The organism is Winkia neuii subsp. neuii DSM 8576 (genome assembly GCF_000420405.1).
Lineage (GTDB): Bacteria > Actinomycetota > Actinomycetes > Actinomycetales > Actinomycetaceae > Winkia > Winkia neuii.
Genome location: NZ_ATUW01000004.1, coordinates 1 through 17,962, shown reverse-complemented (window position 1 = coordinate 17,962; position 17,962 = coordinate 1). Strand labels below are relative to the sequence as shown.

Below are 17,962 nucleotides of genomic sequence, written 5' to 3'. Positions count from 1 at the left end.
GTAAACTGCAGCCAGGATTGATACCAGTTCCGCCAGAGGGAGGTGCCGACCCGGAGTTTCCGGAACCGGCTCCACTCGAGGCACATGGCCCCGCGCGCATTATTGCTATGTGTAACCAGAAAGGTGGCGTGGGCAAGACTACAAGCACCATCAACCTGGCAGCTGCTCTTGCCGAATACGGCAGGCGGGTGTTGATTGTCGATTTCGATCCTCAGGGGGCAGCTTCGGCTGGGCTCGGTATCATGAGCCACGAATTAGACAAGACTATTTACACTCTGATGACCAACCCGCGCATGGACGTGCACGAAGTAATAGAACACACTGATTACGAAGGTCTCGATGTAATCCCCGCAAATATTGATCTTTCCGCAGCTGAAGTGCAACTGGTAAACGAGGTGGCTCGTGAACAGATACTTGCTTCAGTTTTGCGCCCGGTGCGCGAGGAGTACGACCTCATAATTATCGACTGCCAACCTTCTTTAGGGCTCTTGACTGTAAATGCGCTTACCGCCGCTCACGGGGTGATGATTCCCATGGAAGCCGAGTTCTTCGCCCTGCGCGGGGTGGCCTTGCTGGTGGAAACCATCGAAAAGGTGCGCGACCGGCTAAACCCGCGTTTGAAGATCGACGGCATATTAATCACTATGGTCGACATGCGAACGCTGCACGCTCGCGAGGTCGTAGATCGGCTAATCGAGGCCTTCGGCGACAAGGTGTTTAAAACCATGGTCAAGCGAACCGTCAAGTTCCCCGACGCCACCGTGGCCACAGAGCCTATAACGAGTTTCGCTCCCTCCCACGAGGGGGCACAGGCTTACCGGAGGCTAGCCCGGGAGTTGATTTCTCGTGGCGACGCAGCCTGAATTTTCCGTAAACCTCAGTAACTTCTCGGGCCCCTTCGAGCTGCTTTTGGGGCTGCTTGCCAAACGCAAACTCGACATAACCGAGGTCGCCCTCGCCCAGGTTACGGACGAGTTTATTGCCTATATGAAGGCTAGCCCAGACCTATCGCAGACCAGCGAATTTTTGGTAACTACCGCTACGTTGCTGGCGCTGAAGGCCGCCTCGCTGCTACCTAAACAGGAAACTGCTCGCGAGGACTTGGAGTTGCTTGAAGCCCGCGACTTACTCTTTTCCCGGCTCCTTCTGTACCGCGTCTTTAGTGAGGCAAGTGACGTAATCGAGGCGCGCCTGCGCGAGCAAAGGAGCTTCTTTGCGCGCTCGGTTCCGCTAGAGCCACATTTTGCGGCTCTGGAGCCAAGCCTTGTTCTAAAGGCTACCCCGCTGGATCTAGCCCGCCTCGCTGCCGATGCGATTACTCACCAGGAGCCGCAGGTGGCACTGGCACATTTGCACGATCCGGTAGCGCCGGTCAGTCGCGAACTGGCGATCATCTCGGCCAAACTGCGCCTCTCAGGACGAGCTTCTTTTGACGAACTCACAGCAGATGCTCAAAATCTCCCCGTAGTGATCTCTAGATTTTTGGCCTTGCTCGAACTCTTTCGGGCAGACCAAGTAACCTTCGAACAGGCTGGCCCCATGGAGACCCTTTGGGTCGACTGGATCGGCGCAGACACCAATATTGCTTTGGCCGACGACTACATTGGAGAACAGAGTGAATGAGCTACTGGCGCAGTTGGAGGCTATCTTGGCCATTGCCTCCGAACCTGTAGACGAGGTCGACCTTGCCGCAGCGCTGGAAACGCCGCTGGGACAAGTGAAGGCGGCGTTAGAGACGCTCAAGAACGAATATGAGGAGCAGACCCCGCGCCCTCGCGGGTATCGATTGCGCCACGTAGGTGGGGGGTGGCGCCTGTACTCGGCTCCCGCATATGCCCCAGTGGTTGGGAAGTTCATCACTAGGGGTAGGCGCGCCCGTCTTTCTAGAGCCAGCCTGGAAACCTTAGCTGTTATAGCCTACCGCCAGCCCTGCAGCCGTAGTCAGATTGCACAAATCCGCGGCGTGGCAGTCGATTCTGTGGTCCGTACGCTGCTGGCCCACGAACTAATAGAAGAGGCTGGAGAGGCGCCCTCGGGAGCGGTACTATACAGGACGACCTCCCTATTTTTGGAACAAATGGGCATGAACAGTCTTGATGAGTTGCCACCGCTGTCGCCTTTTATGCCACAATCAGAGGACTTAGATAATATGCTCGCCGCGATGGAGGACCATGATGAATAAGCGCGACCCACATGTACCGGGCGGAATTCGCCTGCAGAAGATTTTGGCGCAAGCCGGAGTAGGCTCGCGCAGGATGTGCGAAAAGCTAATTGCCTCGGGCAGGGTAAAAGTAGATGGTCAGGTTGTCCGCGAATTAGGCACGAGGGTAAGGCCCGATGCGGTCCTGCATGTGGACAATCAGCGGGTATTTGTAGATGATTCCCATATCACTATTGCTGTTAACAAACCCTACGGAGTTATCTCTGCAATGTCAGATCCGGAGGGGCGCGAAACTCTTGCGGACCTCCTTGTCGAATATCCTGAAAGGCTTTTCCACGTGGGGCGCCTGGATCAAAATTCTGAAGGCCTCATTTTGGCAACTAACGATGGGGAACTGGCCAATCGGCTAACCCACCCCTCTTACGAAGTCCCCAAAACCTACCTGACTACCGTTGCCGGAATCGTCACGCCTGCCGAAGTGAAGCAGGCTCGCGAGGGGGTGTTGCTCGATGACGGCCCAATTGCCTGTGACGAGTTCGTGGTCAAGGACCAGCATTCGAATCGCTCACTGGTTAAAGTTACAGTCCACGAGGGGCGTACCCGGCTAGTGCGTCGTCTGATGAAAGAGCTTGGCCACCCCGTGGAACGCCTTGTGCGCACTAGGATAGGTAACATCTACTTAGGCAAGTTGCACTCGGGCGCTACCAGAGCGGTTGACGGGGACCAGCTGGCGCAGCTCATGAAGCTGGTTGGGCTGTGAGAACTCCCTCGGTACTCATAGTTGGTACCGGTCTGCTTGGCACTTCGCTGGGACTGCGTTTAAAGGAAAACTGGCAAGTTTGGTTGTCAGATCTTTCTCCGGCTGCCGAAGCATTGGCTCGCGACATGGGGGCAGGCTCTTGTTACGACGGGGCGGCACAGCCCGATTTAGTGGTTGTTTGCGCTCCTCCCGATGTTGCAGGCAGGTGCGTGGTGCAGGCCTTAGAAAATTTTTCAGAGGCAGTAGTAACGGATGTGGCATCTGTTAAGGAAGCGGTAGCTGAGGTGGTGCTCGGATGCGAGGTCGATTGGTCTCGTTATGTGGGCTCGCACCCCATGGCTGGCCGTGAACGGTCGGGGGCAGCTGCTGCCGATTGTGACCTGTTTGAGGGTAACCCGTGGGTAATTGTGCCCACTGAGTATTCAGCTGCCACCGCCCTCCAAATGGTGCGCTCGGTGGCGCTAGAGGTAGGAGCCATCCCCAGACAATTGTCGGCGGAGGAGCACGACGCGGCGGTGGCCCTCGTTAGCCATGTACCTCAGCTGGTGTCCTCTTTGCTGGCAGCTAGGCTAAAAGAGGCTCCGCAATCCGCTTTGGGACTGGCTGGTCAAGGACTACGCGATACGACTAGAATTGCTCGCTCTGACGCAGAGCTGTGGGCGGCAATCGTCTCCCAAAATTCTGAGGCTGTGGCACACGTCCTCGGTGAATTTGCTGCTGACCTGCGGGGACTGCTCGCAGGGCTAGCGGAAACGGGTCCGTCTGGGTTGGATCAACCCGGCCGCATGGGGGCAGTAGCTAAGGTCGTGCTTGCGGGCAACCGCGGGGTTGAGCGCATTCCTGGCAAGCATGGGGGGCCGCCGCGCCGATATCTAGAGGTGTCAGTTTTAGTCCCAGATAAGCCGGGCGAGTTTGGTCGCCTCTTTACTGAAATTGGTGAAGAGGGGGTAAATATTGAGGATTTTTCTATCGAGCATTCTGCCGGTGCCGCTGCGGGGGTGGCCCGCTTGCTAGTAATGCCTACGGCAGGACAGCCTTTAGTAGAGGCATTAAAGAGACGCGGATGGCAAGTTCCTTCTGCAATGAATAGAGGTCAGTGATGCTAGACAAAAAATTAGTAGTGGCTATTGACGGGCCTTCGGGTTCTGGCAAGTCTACTGTTTCGAAGGCGTTGGCCCAGGAATTAGGGGGAGCCTATATAGACACTGGGGCCACCTATCGTGCCCTCGCATGGTGGGCGATTCAGCAGGATTTGGACAGAGCTGACGAGGAGACTTTGGCACGTGCGGCCAGGGAGTTTCCTCTGGAACTGTCTATCGATCCTGCCAAACCCGGTGTGCGGGTGGCAGGTAAGGACATTTCGTCGGCCATTCGTACCGGGGAGGTAACTGAGGCCTCTTCGCAGATTTCAGCAATTGGTGGGGTACGCGAGGGACTAATCGCCAAGCAGCGGGAACTGATAGCTGCTGCCCTCGCCCCGGCTGTGGTGGTGGAAGGACGTGACATTACCACCGTGGTCGTGCCTGATGCCCCTGTAAGGGTGCTGCTTACGGCCTCTGAACAAGTCCGAATGGCGCGACGTGGGGCAGAACTCGGTGGGGCTGACGAGGCCGAGTTGGAAAAGCAGATTGTGGCTCGCGATGCCCGCGACTCTAAAACTACGTCTTTCCGGGACGCAGCCGATGGCGTGGAGCTTATTGATTCGTCGGATCTGTCAGTCAGTCAGGTTGTTCAGAAGATAAAGGAGTTGGTGAGCCAGGCCGGTTACGGAGAACTGGTGGACAAAACGGCGCAGGCACTGCGTGCGGGGCTCGACGACTATGAACTGACTAGCGAGGATTTAGCGCTGCTTGAGGCGTCTCCAGACGAGGTGCCAGAGGCGAAAGTAGCGCCTGGAGACCCGGTAGTTGCCATTATTGGGCGTCCTAACGTAGGTAAATCTACGTTGGTCAATCGCATATTGGGGCGGCGTGCAGCAGTAGTGCAGGACGTGCCCGGGGTAACTCGAGACAGGGTTTCTTACCCGGCTGAGTGGGCAGGCCGGCACTTTACCCTGGTAGACACCGGTGGCTGGGAGGTCGACGTAAAGGGGTTAGACCAAACAGTTGCGGACCAAGCTCAAATTGCCATCAGCCAGTGCGACGTAGTGGTCTTCGTGCTCGATGCTTCAGTAGGCATTACCGCTACTGACGAGCGAGTCGTGAAGTTGCTGCGTAGCGCCGGCAAGCCGGTGGTTCTGGCCGCAAATAAGGTTGATTCAGAACAGTTGGAGGCCGATGCCGCAGGGCTCTGGGCTCTGGGAATGGGGGAACCTCATCCGGTATCGGCTCTGCACGGACGCGGGTCGGGCGATCTTTTGGATGCGGTATTGGAAGTGCTTCCAGAAAAATCCGCAGTTGCTAGCGCCAAACCTAATGATGGTGTCTTCCGCATTGCTTTGGTGGGAAGGCCGAACGTGGGCAAGTCTTCTTTCTTGAACGCCCTCGCCGGAGAACAACGGGTGGTTGTTCATGACCTGGCTGGTACTACCCGAGATCCGGTGGATGAGTTGCTGGAAATCGACGGGGAGCCGTGGTGGTTCGTGGATACGGCCGGTATCAGACGAAAGATGCACAAGTCGAAAGGGGCTGATTTCTACGCCTCCTTGCGCACCCAGGCAGCGATCGAACGCTCTGACGTGGCGGTGGTTTTGCTAGACGCGACCCAAACAGTTTCGGAACAGGACGTGCGCATCATCAACCAGGTGATCGAGGCCGGCAGAGCCTTGGTAATTGTGAATAATAAGTGGGATCTCGTAGATGAGGATCGGCAATTTGATTTCAAGAGGGAGGTGGAGCGCGACCTAGGGCATGTCTCCTGGGCTCCTTCGATCAACGTGGCTGCCCGCACGGGGTGGCACACGAATCGTCTCGTGCGCGCCCTTAACGCAGCTATAGACGGTTGGACTACACGCGTTAGTACGGGTTTGCTCAATTCGTATCTTGGCGAGGTAGTAGCAGCTAACCCGCATCCAGTGCGTTCTGGCAAACAGCCGCGTATTCTGTTTGGTACCCAGGTGCATTCGGCCCCTCCACGCGTCGTGCTGTTTACAACTGGGTTTATGGACCCGTCCTACAGGCGTTTTTTGGAGCGCAAGCTTAGGGAACGTTTTGGTTTTGTGGGAGCTCCAATCCAGATTGCAATCCGCGAAAGGCAGAGGCGAAAGAAATAATGTCTGAATCCGAAAAAGTCCGTCTTGCGGCCGAAAATGACAAGTTGTTGAAACAGGTCAGCCGCCAGATCCAAAGCTTGCAGGAACTACCAGAAAAGGTAAGTGGGCTTTCGACTCAGATGAGCAAGCTTATGAAGTACTACTACGGGCCTTGGAGGGATGATCGGGAGGAGCTCGAAAAGGCTGGAAAGGGCCAGTTTGGGGTTCTTAGCGAGGATGCAATTTGGGATCAGATGGGTTCTTACCGGCAGGTGTTAGAGGACTTAAAGGACGCGGTTGGAAAGGCTTTAGAAGAATATGAGCAATAAAAATGTGGGCCCTGCAGGGCCCACATTTTTATTGCTTTTGCCTTAGCGCAGATGAGCTTCGGCATACATGTCGCCGTAGGCTTTCAGTGCTGCCGGGTGCAGGATTGCCCAGGCAATGGACGTGATGGCGAATAGGAAACCACCTGCAATAGCTAGAGGTGCGGTGGCGGTGGCGATGCCGCTGACAATGAGGACGGCGCCAACGATAATTGCCAGCACGAGCGCAGCGTTCTTTAGGTTTAACTTTGAAGCAGTTGATTTAGTAGTTACAGCGTCCATGTTCTTTCCCTTTCTTCTGTCACGCACCTTGCGATCACGGTTATTATCATGCCGCCGCCTGCCCAGCCCCGCAAGGCCTTAGCACGTGCTAGTGGAGAACTTTTTGAAGGGAGTAGAGCAGAACTTTTTTGGACTGATAATTAGCAGGAAAGTAGCCCTTGCAGACGCTGTTATTTGGGGCACAAGGGAGCTGCGTTAGCACTTTTAGCGCGTTCCAATAGCATCGGGGCTTGCTGCAAGAGAACTTATTAGACTGTTTTTATGAGTTCTGGCAAAACTGTGAGGGCAAAAGGCGGTTTAGCGCCTCTTCGTTTGGGGCCGGCTGGTAGGGAGGGAGTTCCGCTGCTGGAGTGGATGTGTGCGCGTTACCCTTCCTTGGAACGGACGAGATTAGCAGAACTCTTTGTTGAGGGCGCATTCGTAGATTCGGACGGTGAACCTTTGGGAGCGCTGGCGCCTTCTACGGTTATAGCGCGGGGCGCATACTTCTATCGTCCGGTAGCTGATGAGGTAGATTCTCCGATAAAAGTTAAGATTATTGCCGAAACCGACAATTGGATTGCCGTTGACAAGCCTGCCGGTTTGGCAACTACGCCCCGAGGTGCCTATGTGGCCCGATCTGTGACCGTTGCCCTCCGTAGGCAGGAGGGCAATGACCAGCTGGTGCCGGCCCATCGGCTGGACAGACCAACTGCAGGGGTTTTGCTGTTTACGAAACGTCGGGAAATGCGCGGGGCATACCAGAAGTTATTTGAGCAACGCCAGGTACAAAAACGCTACCGGCTTTTAGCACCCTATATAGGCGAAAAATTCTCTTTTGAGGGCAAAATCTTTCGCCCTGAGGGCTCTCGTAGGGTGGTGGCAAGTAAAAAGGGAGAGCCGAATTCATTTACGGTGTTCACTTGCTTGGGAAGGTGTGGATCGCAGGCACTGTATGAAGCGCGTCCTACTACCGGCAGAATGCATCAGATACGGGCACACATGGCCTGCCTTGGAGCCCCCATTGTGGGGGACCAGATGTATGGGGGTGTCTCCGCCGGTCAGCTACAGCTGTTGGCCTACTCGCTGGAGTTTAAAGATCCCTTTGGGGAGCAGGTTTATCTGCGTACTAGCCAGCGACTTCCCCTAAAAGGCGCGTAGAACTGGTAAAGGGAATTTCCCACGGCTGCTTGCTAGGATGAAACAGAATCAACAGCGAAGGAGTGAGCATGTCGTTAGCAAGTGCAATCATGCGTGGTGTTACTGGGGCTTTCATCTTGGATTCGGGCATTCGAAAATTGAATATGAGTGACGAGCAGGCGAAGGGACTCCAGCAGATGGCTGTTACCGGAATTCCGGCCCTAAAGGAGCTCGACGTCAAGACGTTCGGCAAGTTCATTTCGGCTTCTGAAATTGCCGTGGGGGGAACTCTTTTGGCTCCCTTCATCCCTAAGAAACTTGCGGGGCTGGCACTGTGTGGTTTTGCCGGGGGAATGCTGACCATGTATTTCCGCAATCCGCAGATGACTGAGGCTGATGGGATCCGCCCTTCTGACGAAGGCATCGCGCTCGCCAAGGATTCCTGGATGTTTGCCATTGGGGCGGGCCTGCTCACTATGAAGGAGTAGTGTTGGCATAGCTTAGCTCACTAGGGGGCTTCGGCCCCCTACTTTTTTGCAAACGGATCGTTTGCTGGGTTGCTACTGGCTGTATATTCAGCCTGCCTTAGCGCAGCGCTAGCGGCATTGGACCCAAAGAGGTGTGCGATCAAAGCGGCAGTCATGTCCATTCCCGCGGCTACCCCAGACGAGGTCCACCTATCCCGATCGGCACACCACCGTGCTCTCTGCTTCCATTCAACTGCGCGGCCGAAGGAAGCGGCCCACGCGAAAGCTTGCTTATTACTAGTGGCCTGATAGCCATCTAGTTCGCCTGCTGCGGCAAGTAGCGCCGAACCTGTACAAACCGATACCACGAGGGCGTGGCTTTTGCAGAGAATGCGCAATTTTTCTAGGAAGGCGGCGTCCCTAACTAGAGCTCGCGAACCAGGCCCGCCCGGCACTAGCAGTAGGTCGCCGCCGCTATTTGAGGTGCTGGCTGAAATAGAAAATTTCTGAGCGCTGAGCACCTTCGGCAGGGTAGCCAAGTAGTGAAAATGTACAGCTGGCACCCAACTGAGAAGCTCTACGGGGCCAAATACGTCTAGCGCTTCAAAGCCATCGTAAAGTAGTACATCAACTAGGTAGGTGTCTTGTTCCATGCCCTATGCTTTCACGGCCCGTATTTCTTCGCCAGGGGAGGGCGACGAAATAGTCTAAAAAGTTAGGTTGACCTAATTCGACTCTATCTGTAAAATGACAACCGTTGTCATTAATGGTAGTGGCTGGCTGGCGAATCTACTAAAACAAATTAACTAAAAGGGGAAACGGTGAAACGGTCACTAGTGGGTATGAGCGCGTTTGTTCTGCTCGCCCTCACCGTGACTGGGGGTGGGGTGGCGCAGAAAGGCGAGGGCCCCACTAAGAAGCCAGCTAATCAGCTAAATGTAGCGGTTACGAATACCCAAATCTGTGACTACGCAACTCAGATTGTTGGCAGTAAGGACGCGGACTCCAAGCTAGCTGTTGCAAAGACCGGTGCTGCAGGAAAAACCAAGCGTATCGGCGCTCATATAAAGAACGCTCAGTTGAGTATGAACTTAACCTGTCTGTTGGCTGCTTACGGAATCGCTTCCTCGCTGCTCCACGCAGCAAAATAAGTGAAAGGTGGCGTATTGACTGCGATATTGCAACTAGCTGGCGCATCGCTAGCCTACGGCCGAAAAATTGTGGTCACGGGCTTAGAAGGTACCTTGAACGAGGGCGAAGCCTTGGCGCTTATAGGGCCAAACGGTTCTGGGAAAACTACTTTGCTAAGGGCCCTGACTGGGGCGGTGCGGATAGCGGAGGGCTCGATAACGATGCCGGCAGGGGCGAGTATTGGCTACGTTCCCCAGCATCTGAATTTAGACGCCACCTTTCCCATAACTGCCTCTCAAGTGGTCGCGATGGGGTTGAGAGCGCAGACAGGACTACTGGGAAAAATACGTTCTAGGCATAGAGAACGTGTGAATAAGGCTCTTGCCCAGGTGGGTTTGGCGAGCAGGGCGAATGAACGTTTTGGGGATCTTTCCGGGGGGCAACAGCAAAGAATTCTGTTGGCGCGCGCGCTCATTGCGAACCCAACTCTGCTTCTACTCGATGAACCTTTCAATGGACTTGACGAACCCAACAGAAAGGCGTTGGAGGAAATAATTACCAGGGCAAAAGCAGATGGGATAGGGATTGTGGTCTCAACTCACGACATTTCGCTAGCTCAAAAGACCTGTGACAAGGCAGTGCTGTTAGCGGGGAGGCAAGTAGCATACGGGCGACTAGATGAAGTTCTACGCGACGAGCTGGTTGATGTGGCTTACGGAAAGAGGCGGTCGTGTTAGGCAGCCTGTTGGAACAGTTGCGTGGAGTATTGCAACCTATTCCCGGCCTAGAATTCATTTGCAGTGCCCCTTACATATTCAAGCCATTTTGCCTGCTAGTAGTGCTCGCTATTGCGGCAGGCATTGTAGGCACTCTAGTGAACTTGCGATGCGCTGAATTTAATGCCGAGGCCTTAGTGCACGGTGTCTTTCCTGGCATCGTGGCGGGGGCCATTTACGGTGGGATAGACATGATCGTTCCGGGCGCTGCAATATGCGCCGTTCTTGTAGTGTTTGCTCTGGTTTGGGCCGGCCGGAAAACCGAGATAAGCGAGGGCGCTACCGCTACTGTGCTCACTACGTTTTTTGCCCTTGGAATTGTGCTGTCTTTGAAAAAGGGCGACATGTCGGGCCAGCTGGAATCGTTGATGTTTGGGCGCCTACTGGACGTTACTGACGTGCGGCTTGCCCAGTCGCTTGTAGCTTGCGCGCTTGCGGTGGCACTGGTGGCTCTAACATGGAAGAGCCAGATTATTGTGGCCTTTGACCGGTCTAGTGCTCCCGTATTGCGAATCAATACGCTCGCGATAGACGTGGTGCTGAATGTTGCAATCGCTGCGGTGGTGGTAGCGGCCGCCTCGGCAGTAGGTGTACTGCTTGTTATTGGCTTTTTGGTTGTTCCTGGGGCTACCGGTCGCCTGATCGCGAAGAAGGTATCTACTATGGTGCCCGTTGGAATTGCCACTGGCCTCTTGTCTTCATATGTGGGGTTGGCTGTTTTGGGGATTTTTTCTGCGCGGCCGATCTCGCCTCAAGGGGTTCTTTCTTTGAGTATGTGCGCGGTATTTGTTGTGGTGCTGGCTGCCCGCTTTTTCTTTAACGCCCTTGGCGCCGAAAAATTGTTGAAACTGAGGAGCAAATAATGGTGAGCATGTGGCAGATCGTGTCGTTGCCACTTCTAGAGGCGATTGCTGTGGGGGCCTTATGTGGACTAGTGGGCGCTTTGGCTCTATTGCACAAGCGGATTTTCTTTGCAGAATCTATCACTCATGCGGCTTTTCCCGGAGCTGTAGTGGGCGTAGTGGTCACCACCTGGTTGGTGAGTGATCATTTTTGGCTTTCGGTGGGTTTGTTTGTCGGTGCGGCCGTTGGGGGAGTGCTGCTTGCCCTGTTTATGCATGCTGTAGCTGCAGTTAGTGGAATATCTGCCCAGGCTGCTGCTGGTATAACGCTCACTTTAGGTTTTTCTGCGGGTTATTTTTTAGATAAGTGGTTTGCTCCGCTACCGCTGAAAATAGAATCCTTTTTGACTGGTTCCTTACTGGCTTGTAGCAAAGTCGATGTTTGGGCAAGTGTAGGGACATTGCTTTTTGCAGCTTTGCTTTGGTGCTTTGGGAAAAGAAGCCTCGTTGGATCCGCATTCGATCCCGTTGGTTTTCGAGCTTCCGGGGGCCAAGTGGGGATCTGGAGGTTTGTTGTAAATGCTCTGCTCATTGCCACTGTAACTGTGATTATTCCAGCTGTCGGGATGGTTGTATCGATCTCCTTGTTGGCGGGGCCGGCTGCCGCGCTGAAGACAAAATTTTCCAGCACTGGTACCTACGTGCTGGCGTCGACCCTTTCTGGGGTAGTGGTTTCTGTGGCGGGGTTAGGGCTGGCTGTGTGGCAGGCGCTTTCTGCGGGAGGCTGCATTGCTCTAGTGGCTGGAATCTTCTTTATTGTCGTAGAGGGCGGCTGGCGGCTTTGGCGGGTAGGTGCGGCTTCCGTAGTGGACTCTAAAGGGGCGCGCAGGTTTGGCAGTAGGTGTTTACCGTCACAAGATGTCTAGTTTTTGCGAATCTGGTTTGGAGTTCGGCTTGGGTGTTGCTATCCTTTTCTAGTCGGAACGGGCTGTGGCGCAGCTTGGTAGCGCACTTGACTGGGGGTCAAGGGGTCGCAGGTTCAAATCCTGTCAGCCCGACAAGCGTGATGTCCCGCGTTTTAGGTTCGCCTTTGACGCGGGACATTGCTGTGTTTCTGGCTGGGGGACTTTGCCTCGCATGACATATGAAAGACCGCGTATCTAAAACAGAAGATTAGCGGATTTACCTGAGGTTCGCTAACACTCTGACCTGGAACACATTCCTGCTGCCTGGCCTAAAACCAGAGTTACGCCAGAAGATTATCGCCGCCGGAGCCGGCGTCTTGAAGGCTAGAAAGGCCCATCCGGGGAGTGTCACCTTGTACCGCGCTCACCGACGAGTCCTAGTTGGCAGAATCCATCTCTGTTCTTGTATCGTACGTCTCAGACTGCTATCCTGGCGGCGCTTGCAGTATCGCCCAAAACACAATGAAGTGGACTCCCAAAATGCGTAAAAGACCCGCGTTATTTTTAGCGCCCTTACTTTCAGTATTATTGCTGGCACCTTCGACGGCTAATGCATCGTTCGGCTCATCAATCTCGACATATTCATTCGAGGACGGGGAAGCCCCAGTATTGCGATATGTAAAGACGATTGGCGGCGTTACTCATTTCGATAAACAAAAAGCTGCTGCCGAGGGAGCATCACCTGAGCTACTAAAAGTTGGAGAAATTATTGAAGAATACTCACTTGCGGCCAACCCTAATGGCGATCGCCTATCTCTCCCCATTTACGGCAACTGGTGCGGGCCTGGATACTCGGGGCCGGGCAAACCAATAGACAAACTTGACACTGCGTGTATGCATCACGATAAGTGCTACGGGAAGAAAGGTTACCTCAACTGTAAGTGCGATCAGCAACTTATCGATGAAATAAATAGGAATTTTTCTAAAATGAAAAAGAAGGAGAAAGCCTTTGCAGTAGCCGTTAAAGCCTACTTCATTGCGCAGAAAGCCTGGTGTAAAAAATGAGCACTCGCTCCAGTTGGGCTTTTCTTGGAAACCCAAAACCTAAATGGTCCCTCGGGCTGGGCTGGGGCAGCATTTACGCCTTCATCCCCGCGTGGTTCATATTTGGCAATGTTCTGCAGAATGCGCCTTACGCTGGATGGTTCTGCTTGCTTGCAGGAGGAATCGCAACAGTAGTGGCCTTCAAGCACAGGAGCTTCCTGCTGCTAAGCTTTGGCATATTAGAGGCCTTATCCTATGGGATTATCGTGATCATCGCTGGGGTCAACACCCCCTGACACAAATTGAGCGGTCTCGCAAATGGATCCCTTAAAAAGCTCGGGCCCCGTAGGGCCCGGCGACAATGTTCCCATACAGGGCTGATCGCGAGCCTTTAGGGCATCTATTTTCTGCCACTAGAACCGTTTACCCGAAAAAGCTGGGCAGGACAATAAAACAAGCCACGACACGCCCGAGTTATACACACAGTTTGGCCATTAACCCCATTTTCTATGTACTTGGCGGTGCGGTAATAAAACGCCACCGAGCAAAGCTCGGTGGCGCTAGAGAAAGGACAGATAGAGATGTATCTCAGCTATCCTCTGGCAGTCTACCGGGTATAATTCCGCAAGTAAATACTGCAAACTTGAGGTTTATGCTTGTTGGGATTGAACCAAATTACATAGCCGGTCGATATACGACCTTAGAAAATCTTCAGTGTCTGGCAGTAGATGTCCGTCCTCGTCGAAGAGTGTGGCGATGCGTCCTAAAAATACTTCGGGCTGGGATGGCATAGGCATGTCAAAGTAGGAAAGAGCAAGGCGCAGGTTCTTGTGCGCGCTGTATCCGCCCATAGCTCCGACGGAGTGAGAGATGATGCCAGCTGGTTTACCGGTGAAAACGGCTTGTCCGTTTGGTTTAGAACCAATGTCTACCGCATTTTTTAGGCACGCGGGTATCGTTCGGTTATTCTCTGGGGTTACAAATAAGATTGCATCTGATGAGGCCAGAGTCTGCCTAAAATACTTGTATCCACAAGGTAGCGGTGTGTCAGATACTTTAGGGTCGTCATAGTCATAGTTGTATAAATCTAGTCCCCAAATCTCTACAATGTTTGCTTCAAAGCCTCGAGGGAAGAATCCGCAAATGGCTTGGGCTATCTTTCGGCTATATGAGCCCGTCCGTAGAGAACCAACTAGAATAGATACTTTCTTGCACATTAGAAATCCCAATCGCTGTCGGAAGTGTCTTCAGATTTGCCAATAACATAGGAAGAGCCTGAGCCAGAGAAGAAGTCGTGATTCTCATCGGCTCCAGGTGATAAAGCGGCCATAATCTCTGGACGCACAGTAGTTTCTTCTAAGGAGAACCTGGCAGGATAGCCTAAATTCATCAACGCTTTATTTGCGTTGTAACGCACGAACGCCGCAACGTCATCCATGAGGTCAAATGGTTCATACAGTGCTCCAGAATAGGTGAGCTCAAGGTTGTAGAGAGTCTCGAGGAGGTCGTAGGTGAAAGTCTCCATTTCTGCTTGCTCAGACTTAGATCTTTCTGCTAGCCCAATCTGGTACTTGTACCCGGAGTAGTAGCCATGGACGGCCTTATCTCGCAAGATAAGTCGAATCATGTCAGCAGTGTTCATCAGGGTTGCCCTCGTAGAAAAATGTAGTGGCAAATAGAACCCGGCATACAAGAGCAAGGACGAGAGCATAGTAGAGGCGACCTTGCGCTTTAGGGGGTGTTCTCCAAAGTAATATCGCAGAACAATCTTTGCGCGCTTTTGCAATATCTCATTACTCGTAGCCCACCGGTAGGCCTCATCAATTTCAGGTGTGGAGGTGAGGGTTGAAAAAATAGAAGAGTAGGAGCGGGCGTGCACAGCCTGCATGAAGGCGATATTGGCGTACACCGCTTCCTCGTGTTCGGTGTGTGCATCCTGTATCTGACTAATCTCACCGACGCTGGCCTGAACCGTGTCTAAGAGAGTTAGCCCAGTAAAGACGTGCATGGTGAGCGTGCGTTCTTCGGGGGAGAGCTTTTGCCACGAGGGCAAGTCGTTAGAGAGCGGGACCTTCTCGGGTAGCCAGAAATTCGCTGTTAGCCGGTTCCAAACCTCCAGATCCTTACTATCTTCCAGATCGTTCCAATTGATCGGACGTAGTGGGGCGTCCTGGTTGAAACGGAATTTTGGGGGACTAATAGCATTCGGCGTTGACATTGCTCTCCTAAAGCGTTTACACAAGATGTAGTTGTTGTGGGCAAGACGACCACAAGGGATAGTATCTAGGCCCTAGCTTGCAAGGTAAAGTTAGACACGCCGAACTATTAAGTATATGGAGGCTAACTATTTCTTGCCGTATCTGGCCCGGGCCTCAGATTCGTGTTCGCGCAACGTGTGAACTCCAGTTTTTACCTTCAACTCAATTAGTCTTAGCGCGCGTTCTCTCGTTAGGGTGAGACGCAAGCGTCTGGTTGATTCGAGCCAGGGAGGCCGCGCCCTCTCTTGGGGCCGCACACGTGCTTGAATCGGTTTGTTACAGCTTCTTTGGGGCTAGCTAAGGCGAGGGGAAAACCGCGCTCTGGAGTATGGGGGCAAGTGTATTAACGTGCAACTACTCCGCTAATGGCTAGAAGCGGTAGTTTATTTGGGGCGTTTTCGGCCCTGAAGTACCGGTGTACCGTTGTGGCGTCTTTTGCGAATGATTTGGCAGCAGGCGGCGGTGGTTAAAACGATGAGGGTGAGGTTGATTGTGGCGTTGAGATAGTGCCATGGGGTGGTTGGATTTTGCCATAGGTCTGCGGCGGCGTAGAGGGCGGTTAGGGCTATGCCGAAGCGGGCGATGTAGCCGACTGTGGCGGCGCAGATTAGGGTGCAGGTGAATGCGGTGATTGTTTCTTTGGCTGTTGTTGACGGAATCCAATTTGTTGGTTTGCTGGCGCTGGCGGCAGTGGCTATGAGCCCGATTTTGAGGGCGAAGCAGGTTTGTAGGGCCGCTTGCGTGTGCGAAGGGAGTGTTTTTGTGCGTATCGGCTTGCGGTGGGGTGGGGATTTTTCTAGTAATAGGTTGTAGCAGGTTTTGGTGAACATGTTGTTATCCTGAGGTCGCGGTGTTTGGCTTTGTAGGATTTAACTTTATAGGATATTCGCTTTATTGGTGCCCAGGGTTCTCGTCGGTTTTGGGTGCACTTCTGTATCTAATATTGCTAAGGTTAAATATTTTTCTAAAATGGTTGCGAAAATTAGGTATGTACAGCCGAAAGTTAGTGGCTAGATTTTTCTTGTGCAGGGAATGTTCTTGCTACGTTTGGTAGCACACTTTCGCCGACGAAGCTTGATTTTACCTAAGGATTTGTCTGCGATCTTTTTCAGATTTGGGAGTCCTAGGGTGGTGCCGCGTAGGTGCCCTAGGGGGCTTTTGAATGCCTCAGTGGGTATGTTGGAGGTGCAGAGGGTGTTTAGTTTTGGCTGGGTTTCACTAGGCTTCTACTAGCAGGGTGTAGGGTCCGTCGTTGGTGAAGGTGACTTTCATGTGTGCGCCAAATTGTCCGGTTTCGACGGGTAGGCCGCGCTCGCGCAGGCCCGCAGCTACGGCCTCGTAGATAGGCTCGGCTACTTTGCTTGGGGCAGCTTTTGACCATGATGGTCGGCGTCCTTTTTGGGGGTTCCCGTAGAGTGTGAATTGGCTGATCAGAAGTATGGGGGCGTTGTTGTCGGTGGCTGATGTTTCGTCTTCAAAAATACGTAGTTCGGCGATTTTGCGTACTATTTTTTTGATTTGCTCTTTGCCGTCATCGTGTGTGATTCCCAGTAGCACCACCAGTCCTGAACCGGTGAATCCTCCAAGACGATCTCCTTCTACGGTTACTTGGGCGCCCTCGGCGCGTTGAATCAGTGCTCGCATGAGCCAATACTAACGCCGTTCTGGTGGCGAGTAGGGGCGGAAAAGTTCCATTAAAAATCGCTCATTCAAAAGTGTAGGTGTATCGTTTTGCGTGCAATTAGGATTTTCACTGAAAGGTTCAGCTATGGCAGCAAGAGTCCTATCGACCGAGCAAGCAAAATCAGCGATATCGCAGCTACAATCGATTATCAATGGTGGGTTTACTGATCAGATTTCTCAGCTAGATGCGCAAGGCAAGATTCTTTCCGATCCGAATGTTTGGGATGGTCCGCTCGCGCAACGTTTCCGTGATCAGACCTGGCCCGAAACTCGTCAGGCATTAGATAAAGCCCGTGCTGAGTTGGAAGAGCTGCGCGGCCAGTTAGATCAGATCTCACAAAACATAATGACCGCGGGCGGTGGTGCATAAAAGAAGAATTGGGTGGAGGGGCCCATCGGTGGGCCCCTCCACAGCGCGTTTTATTCCTTGGGTTAGCCGTAGTTAAACGCAGAGTAAAGGACGGGCGGGTGGATGTTGGTGGTGTCGCTGGGTTGCTCAGCGGCATTGTCAATTCTGAAGGCAGGGCCGATGTGTCGCCTACCGAGCGGCCGGGGGCGGGGTTGCGTGGTTCTGTGGCGGGTTTGACTGGTGGTCAGAAGGCTGGCTTGGGCTTGGCTTAGTTGGCGTATCGGGGGTAGTAAGGCTGCCTTCGCGATGATTGCGGCCTGTGTTTTTTAGGTTCTTTGTCGTAACCTTAGTGGCGGCCTTGGGGCGCATAAACCCTTTATCTTAGTGGGGCTGCCCTTATCCTGTTTTTGGATTTTAAATCCTAGTATTTAGCGTCCTGCCTGCGTAAATGTTGCGTCTGTAGTGGCAAGTCTTGTTGTGGTGGGTGGTTTTAGGATGCGCAAAGTTTTATGCAATTGTAAACTTTTGGCTGTATTGCAGGGTTTACTATGCTTTTGGGGTTGTTGTGAGGCTACGTGGGATAAGTGAGGACGTGTGGGGTCCGGATCAGGAGGGGGTGTCGGAGGGCTTTTTGCAGGCTTGTCGTAGCTTGTTGCTTTCTTTGAGTGA

At 53.3% G+C, this 17,962-nt stretch carries 23 protein-coding genes and 1 tRNA gene; 19 read left to right on the top strand and 5 right to left on the bottom strand.

From position 1 onward, the window contains the following. Positions 1-107 precede the first annotated feature (107 nt). Genes G437_RS0104700 through G437_RS0104670 form a run of 7 tightly spaced genes read left to right on the top strand, consistent with a single transcriptional unit; the run spans position 108 to position 6,440 of the window. A complete protein-coding gene (locus tag G437_RS0104700; RefSeq protein WP_391592318.1) occupies positions 108-863 on the top strand; it encodes a ParA family protein in 756 nt (251 codons plus the stop codon). Further along, a complete protein-coding gene (locus tag G437_RS0104695) occupies positions 847-1,623 on the top strand; it encodes a segregation and condensation protein A (RefSeq protein WP_024331426.1) in 777 nt (258 codons plus the stop codon). Before G437_RS0104700 ends, G437_RS0104695 begins: the two co-directional genes overlap by 17 nt. Then, positions 1,616-2,182 carry an SMC-Scp complex subunit ScpB gene (scpB, locus tag G437_RS0104690; RefSeq protein WP_024331425.1) on the top strand — a complete coding sequence of 189 codons (567 nt, stop codon included), beginning with the start codon at positions 1,616-1,618 and terminating at the stop codon, positions 2,180-2,182. The genes G437_RS0104695 and scpB overlap by 8 nt, the downstream gene beginning before the upstream one ends. After that, a complete protein-coding gene (locus G437_RS0104685) occupies positions 2,175-2,921 on the top strand; it encodes a pseudouridine synthase (RefSeq protein WP_024331424.1) in 747 nt (248 codons plus the stop codon). Before scpB ends, G437_RS0104685 begins: the two co-directional genes overlap by 8 nt. Further along, positions 2,918-4,021, top strand: a complete 1,104-nt coding sequence (locus G437_RS0104680) for a prephenate dehydrogenase (protein ID WP_024331423.1) — start codon at positions 2,918-2,920, stop codon at positions 4,019-4,021. Before G437_RS0104685 ends, G437_RS0104680 begins: the two co-directional genes overlap by 4 nt. Next, positions 4,021-6,132, top strand: a complete 2,112-nt coding sequence (gene der / locus G437_RS0104675; protein WP_029769290.1) for a ribosome biogenesis GTPase Der — start codon at positions 4,021-4,023, stop codon at positions 6,130-6,132. The genes G437_RS0104680 and der overlap by 1 nt, the downstream gene beginning before the upstream one ends. Further along, positions 6,132-6,440, top strand: coding sequence for a DUF4298 domain-containing protein (locus G437_RS0104670; RefSeq protein ID WP_024331422.1), 309 nt, complete (start codon positions 6,132-6,134; stop codon positions 6,438-6,440). The genes der and G437_RS0104670 overlap by 1 nt, the downstream gene beginning before the upstream one ends. Positions 6,441-6,482: 42 nt before the next feature. Here the strand turns inward: G437_RS0104670 and G437_RS0104665 are convergent, their stop codons facing one another. Then, positions 6,483-6,719: a hypothetical protein gene (locus G437_RS0104665; protein WP_024331421.1), complete on the bottom strand. Its 237-nt coding sequence runs from the start codon at positions 6,717-6,719 to the stop codon at positions 6,483-6,485. Positions 6,720-6,980: 261 nt separating this feature from the next. Here G437_RS0104665 and G437_RS0104655 point away from each other — a divergent pair, with 261 nt between their 5' ends. Together G437_RS0104655 and G437_RS0104650 are read left to right on the top strand one after the other, a co-directional pair. Then, positions 6,981-7,859, top strand: a complete 879-nt coding sequence (locus G437_RS0104655; protein WP_024331420.1) for a pseudouridine synthase — start codon at positions 6,981-6,983, stop codon at positions 7,857-7,859. A gap of 68 nt (positions 7,860-7,927) precedes the next feature. Beyond that, a complete protein-coding gene (locus G437_RS0104650; RefSeq protein WP_024331419.1) occupies positions 7,928-8,326 on the top strand; it encodes a hypothetical protein in 399 nt (132 codons plus the stop codon). Between the two features lie 38 nt (positions 8,327-8,364). Here the strand turns inward: G437_RS0104650 and G437_RS0104645 are convergent, their stop codons facing one another. Next, positions 8,365-8,958 (bottom strand): DJ-1/PfpI family protein, encoded by a 594-nt coding sequence (locus G437_RS0104645; protein WP_024331418.1) that lies wholly within the window; start codon positions 8,956-8,958, stop codon positions 8,365-8,367. 168 nt (positions 8,959-9,126) lie between these two features. Between G437_RS0104645 and G437_RS0104640 the strand changes: the two genes are divergently transcribed. The 7 genes from G437_RS0104640 to G437_RS0104610 all read left to right on the top strand — a co-directional run bounded on the left by G437_RS0104640 (position 9,127) and on the right by G437_RS0104610 (position 13,299). Continuing rightward, positions 9,127-9,456, top strand: a complete 330-nt coding sequence (locus tag G437_RS0104640; RefSeq protein ID WP_141739499.1) for a hypothetical protein — start codon at positions 9,127-9,129, stop codon at positions 9,454-9,456. A 15-nt stretch (positions 9,457-9,471) separates the two neighbouring features. Next, on the top strand, positions 9,472-10,173 hold the full coding sequence (locus G437_RS0104635; RefSeq protein ID WP_029769288.1) for a metal ABC transporter ATP-binding protein: 702 nt from the start codon (positions 9,472-9,474) through the stop codon (positions 10,171-10,173). Continuing rightward, positions 10,167-11,075 carry a metal ABC transporter permease gene (locus G437_RS0104630; RefSeq protein WP_029769287.1) on the top strand — a complete coding sequence of 303 codons (909 nt, stop codon included), beginning with the start codon at positions 10,167-10,169 and terminating at the stop codon, positions 11,073-11,075. Before G437_RS0104635 ends, G437_RS0104630 begins: the two co-directional genes overlap by 7 nt. Continuing rightward, positions 11,075-11,980, top strand: coding sequence for a metal ABC transporter permease (locus tag G437_RS0104625; RefSeq protein ID WP_024331415.1), 906 nt, complete (start codon positions 11,075-11,077; stop codon positions 11,978-11,980). Before G437_RS0104630 ends, G437_RS0104625 begins: the two co-directional genes overlap by 1 nt. Positions 11,981-12,038: 58 nt before the next feature. Continuing rightward, positions 12,039-12,112 (top strand) — tRNA-Pro (locus tag G437_RS0104620). Positions 12,113-12,499: 387 nt separating this feature from the next. Beyond that, entirely contained in the window at positions 12,500-13,024 is a 525-nt protein-coding gene (locus tag G437_RS11510; RefSeq protein ID WP_197409627.1) for a phospholipase A2 family protein, read from the top strand. Continuing rightward, positions 13,021-13,299: a hypothetical protein gene (locus G437_RS0104610; protein ID WP_024331413.1), complete on the top strand. Its 279-nt coding sequence runs from the start codon at positions 13,021-13,023 to the stop codon at positions 13,297-13,299. The genes G437_RS11510 and G437_RS0104610 overlap by 4 nt, the downstream gene beginning before the upstream one ends. A gap of 354 nt (positions 13,300-13,653) precedes the next feature. On the opposite strand, the gene G437_RS0104605 is transcribed toward G437_RS0104610, so the two are convergent. Beyond that, positions 13,654-14,220 carry an NADPH-dependent FMN reductase gene (locus G437_RS0104605; protein WP_024331412.1) on the bottom strand — a complete coding sequence of 189 codons (567 nt, stop codon included), beginning with the start codon at positions 14,218-14,220 and terminating at the stop codon, positions 13,654-13,656. Next, a complete protein-coding gene (nrdF, locus tag G437_RS0104600) occupies positions 14,220-15,221 on the bottom strand; it encodes a class 1b ribonucleoside-diphosphate reductase subunit beta (protein WP_081638910.1) in 1,002 nt (333 codons plus the stop codon). The genes G437_RS0104605 and nrdF overlap by 1 nt, the downstream gene beginning before the upstream one ends. A gap of 634 nt (positions 15,222-15,855) precedes the next feature. Here nrdF and G437_RS11320 point away from each other — a divergent pair. Then, entirely contained in the window at positions 15,856-16,074 is a 219-nt protein-coding gene (locus G437_RS11320; protein WP_155845683.1) for a hypothetical protein, read from the top strand. Between the two features lie 405 nt (positions 16,075-16,479). Here G437_RS11320 and dtd read toward each other — a convergent pair whose 3' ends face one another. Next, positions 16,480-16,905 (bottom strand): D-aminoacyl-tRNA deacylase, encoded by a 426-nt coding sequence (gene dtd / locus G437_RS0104590; RefSeq protein WP_024331409.1) that lies wholly within the window; start codon positions 16,903-16,905, stop codon positions 16,480-16,482. A 124-nt stretch (positions 16,906-17,029) separates the two neighbouring features. Here dtd and G437_RS0104585 point away from each other — a divergent pair, with 124 nt between their 5' ends. Together G437_RS0104585 and G437_RS11315 are read left to right on the top strand one after the other, a co-directional pair. Beyond that, positions 17,030-17,314 carry a hypothetical protein gene (locus G437_RS0104585; protein WP_024331408.1) on the top strand — a complete coding sequence of 95 codons (285 nt, stop codon included), beginning with the start codon at positions 17,030-17,032 and terminating at the stop codon, positions 17,312-17,314. Positions 17,315-17,412: 98 nt separating this feature from the next. Continuing rightward, positions 17,413-17,565 carry a hypothetical protein gene (locus G437_RS11315; protein ID WP_155845682.1) on the top strand — a complete coding sequence of 51 codons (153 nt, stop codon included), beginning with the start codon at positions 17,413-17,415 and terminating at the stop codon, positions 17,563-17,565. Positions 17,566-17,962 lie beyond the last annotated feature (397 nt).

Coding starts and splice junctions, on each gene's coding strand:
- G437_RS0104665 (WP_024331421.1), bottom strand. CDS start 6,719: ATGGACGCTGTAACTACTAAATCAACTGCTTCAAAGTTAAACCTAAAG.
- G437_RS0104610 (WP_024331413.1), top strand. CDS start 13,021: ATGAGCACTCGCTCCAGTTGGGCTTTTCTTGGAAACCCAAAACCTAAA.
- der (WP_029769290.1), top strand. CDS start 4,021: ATGCTAGACAAAAAATTAGTAGTGGCTATTGACGGGCCTTCGGGTTCT.
- G437_RS0104700 (WP_391592318.1), top strand. CDS start 108: ATGTGTAACCAGAAAGGTGGCGTGGGCAAGACTACAAGCACCATCAAC.
- dtd (WP_024331409.1), bottom strand. CDS start 16,905: ATGCGAGCACTGATTCAACGCGCCGAGGGCGCCCAAGTAACCGTAGAA.
- G437_RS0104670 (WP_024331422.1), top strand. CDS start 6,132: ATGTCTGAATCCGAAAAAGTCCGTCTTGCGGCCGAAAATGACAAGTTG.
- G437_RS0104685 (WP_024331424.1), top strand. CDS start 2,175: ATGAATAAGCGCGACCCACATGTACCGGGCGGAATTCGCCTGCAGAAG.
- G437_RS0104585 (WP_024331408.1), top strand. CDS start 17,030: ATGGCAGCAAGAGTCCTATCGACCGAGCAAGCAAAATCAGCGATATCG.
- G437_RS0104625 (WP_024331415.1), top strand. CDS start 11,075: ATGGTGAGCATGTGGCAGATCGTGTCGTTGCCACTTCTAGAGGCGATT.
- G437_RS0104655 (WP_024331420.1), top strand. CDS start 6,981: ATGAGTTCTGGCAAAACTGTGAGGGCAAAAGGCGGTTTAGCGCCTCTT.
- G437_RS11510 (WP_197409627.1), top strand. CDS start 12,500: ATGCGTAAAAGACCCGCGTTATTTTTAGCGCCCTTACTTTCAGTATTA.
- nrdF (WP_081638910.1), bottom strand. CDS start 15,221: ATGTCAACGCCGAATGCTATTAGTCCCCCAAAATTCCGTTTCAACCAG.
- G437_RS0104605 (WP_024331412.1), bottom strand. CDS start 14,220: ATGTGCAAGAAAGTATCTATTCTAGTTGGTTCTCTACGGACGGGCTCA.
- G437_RS0104650 (WP_024331419.1), top strand. CDS start 7,928: ATGTCGTTAGCAAGTGCAATCATGCGTGGTGTTACTGGGGCTTTCATC.
- G437_RS0104645 (WP_024331418.1), bottom strand. CDS start 8,958: ATGGAACAAGACACCTACCTAGTTGATGTACTACTTTACGATGGCTTT.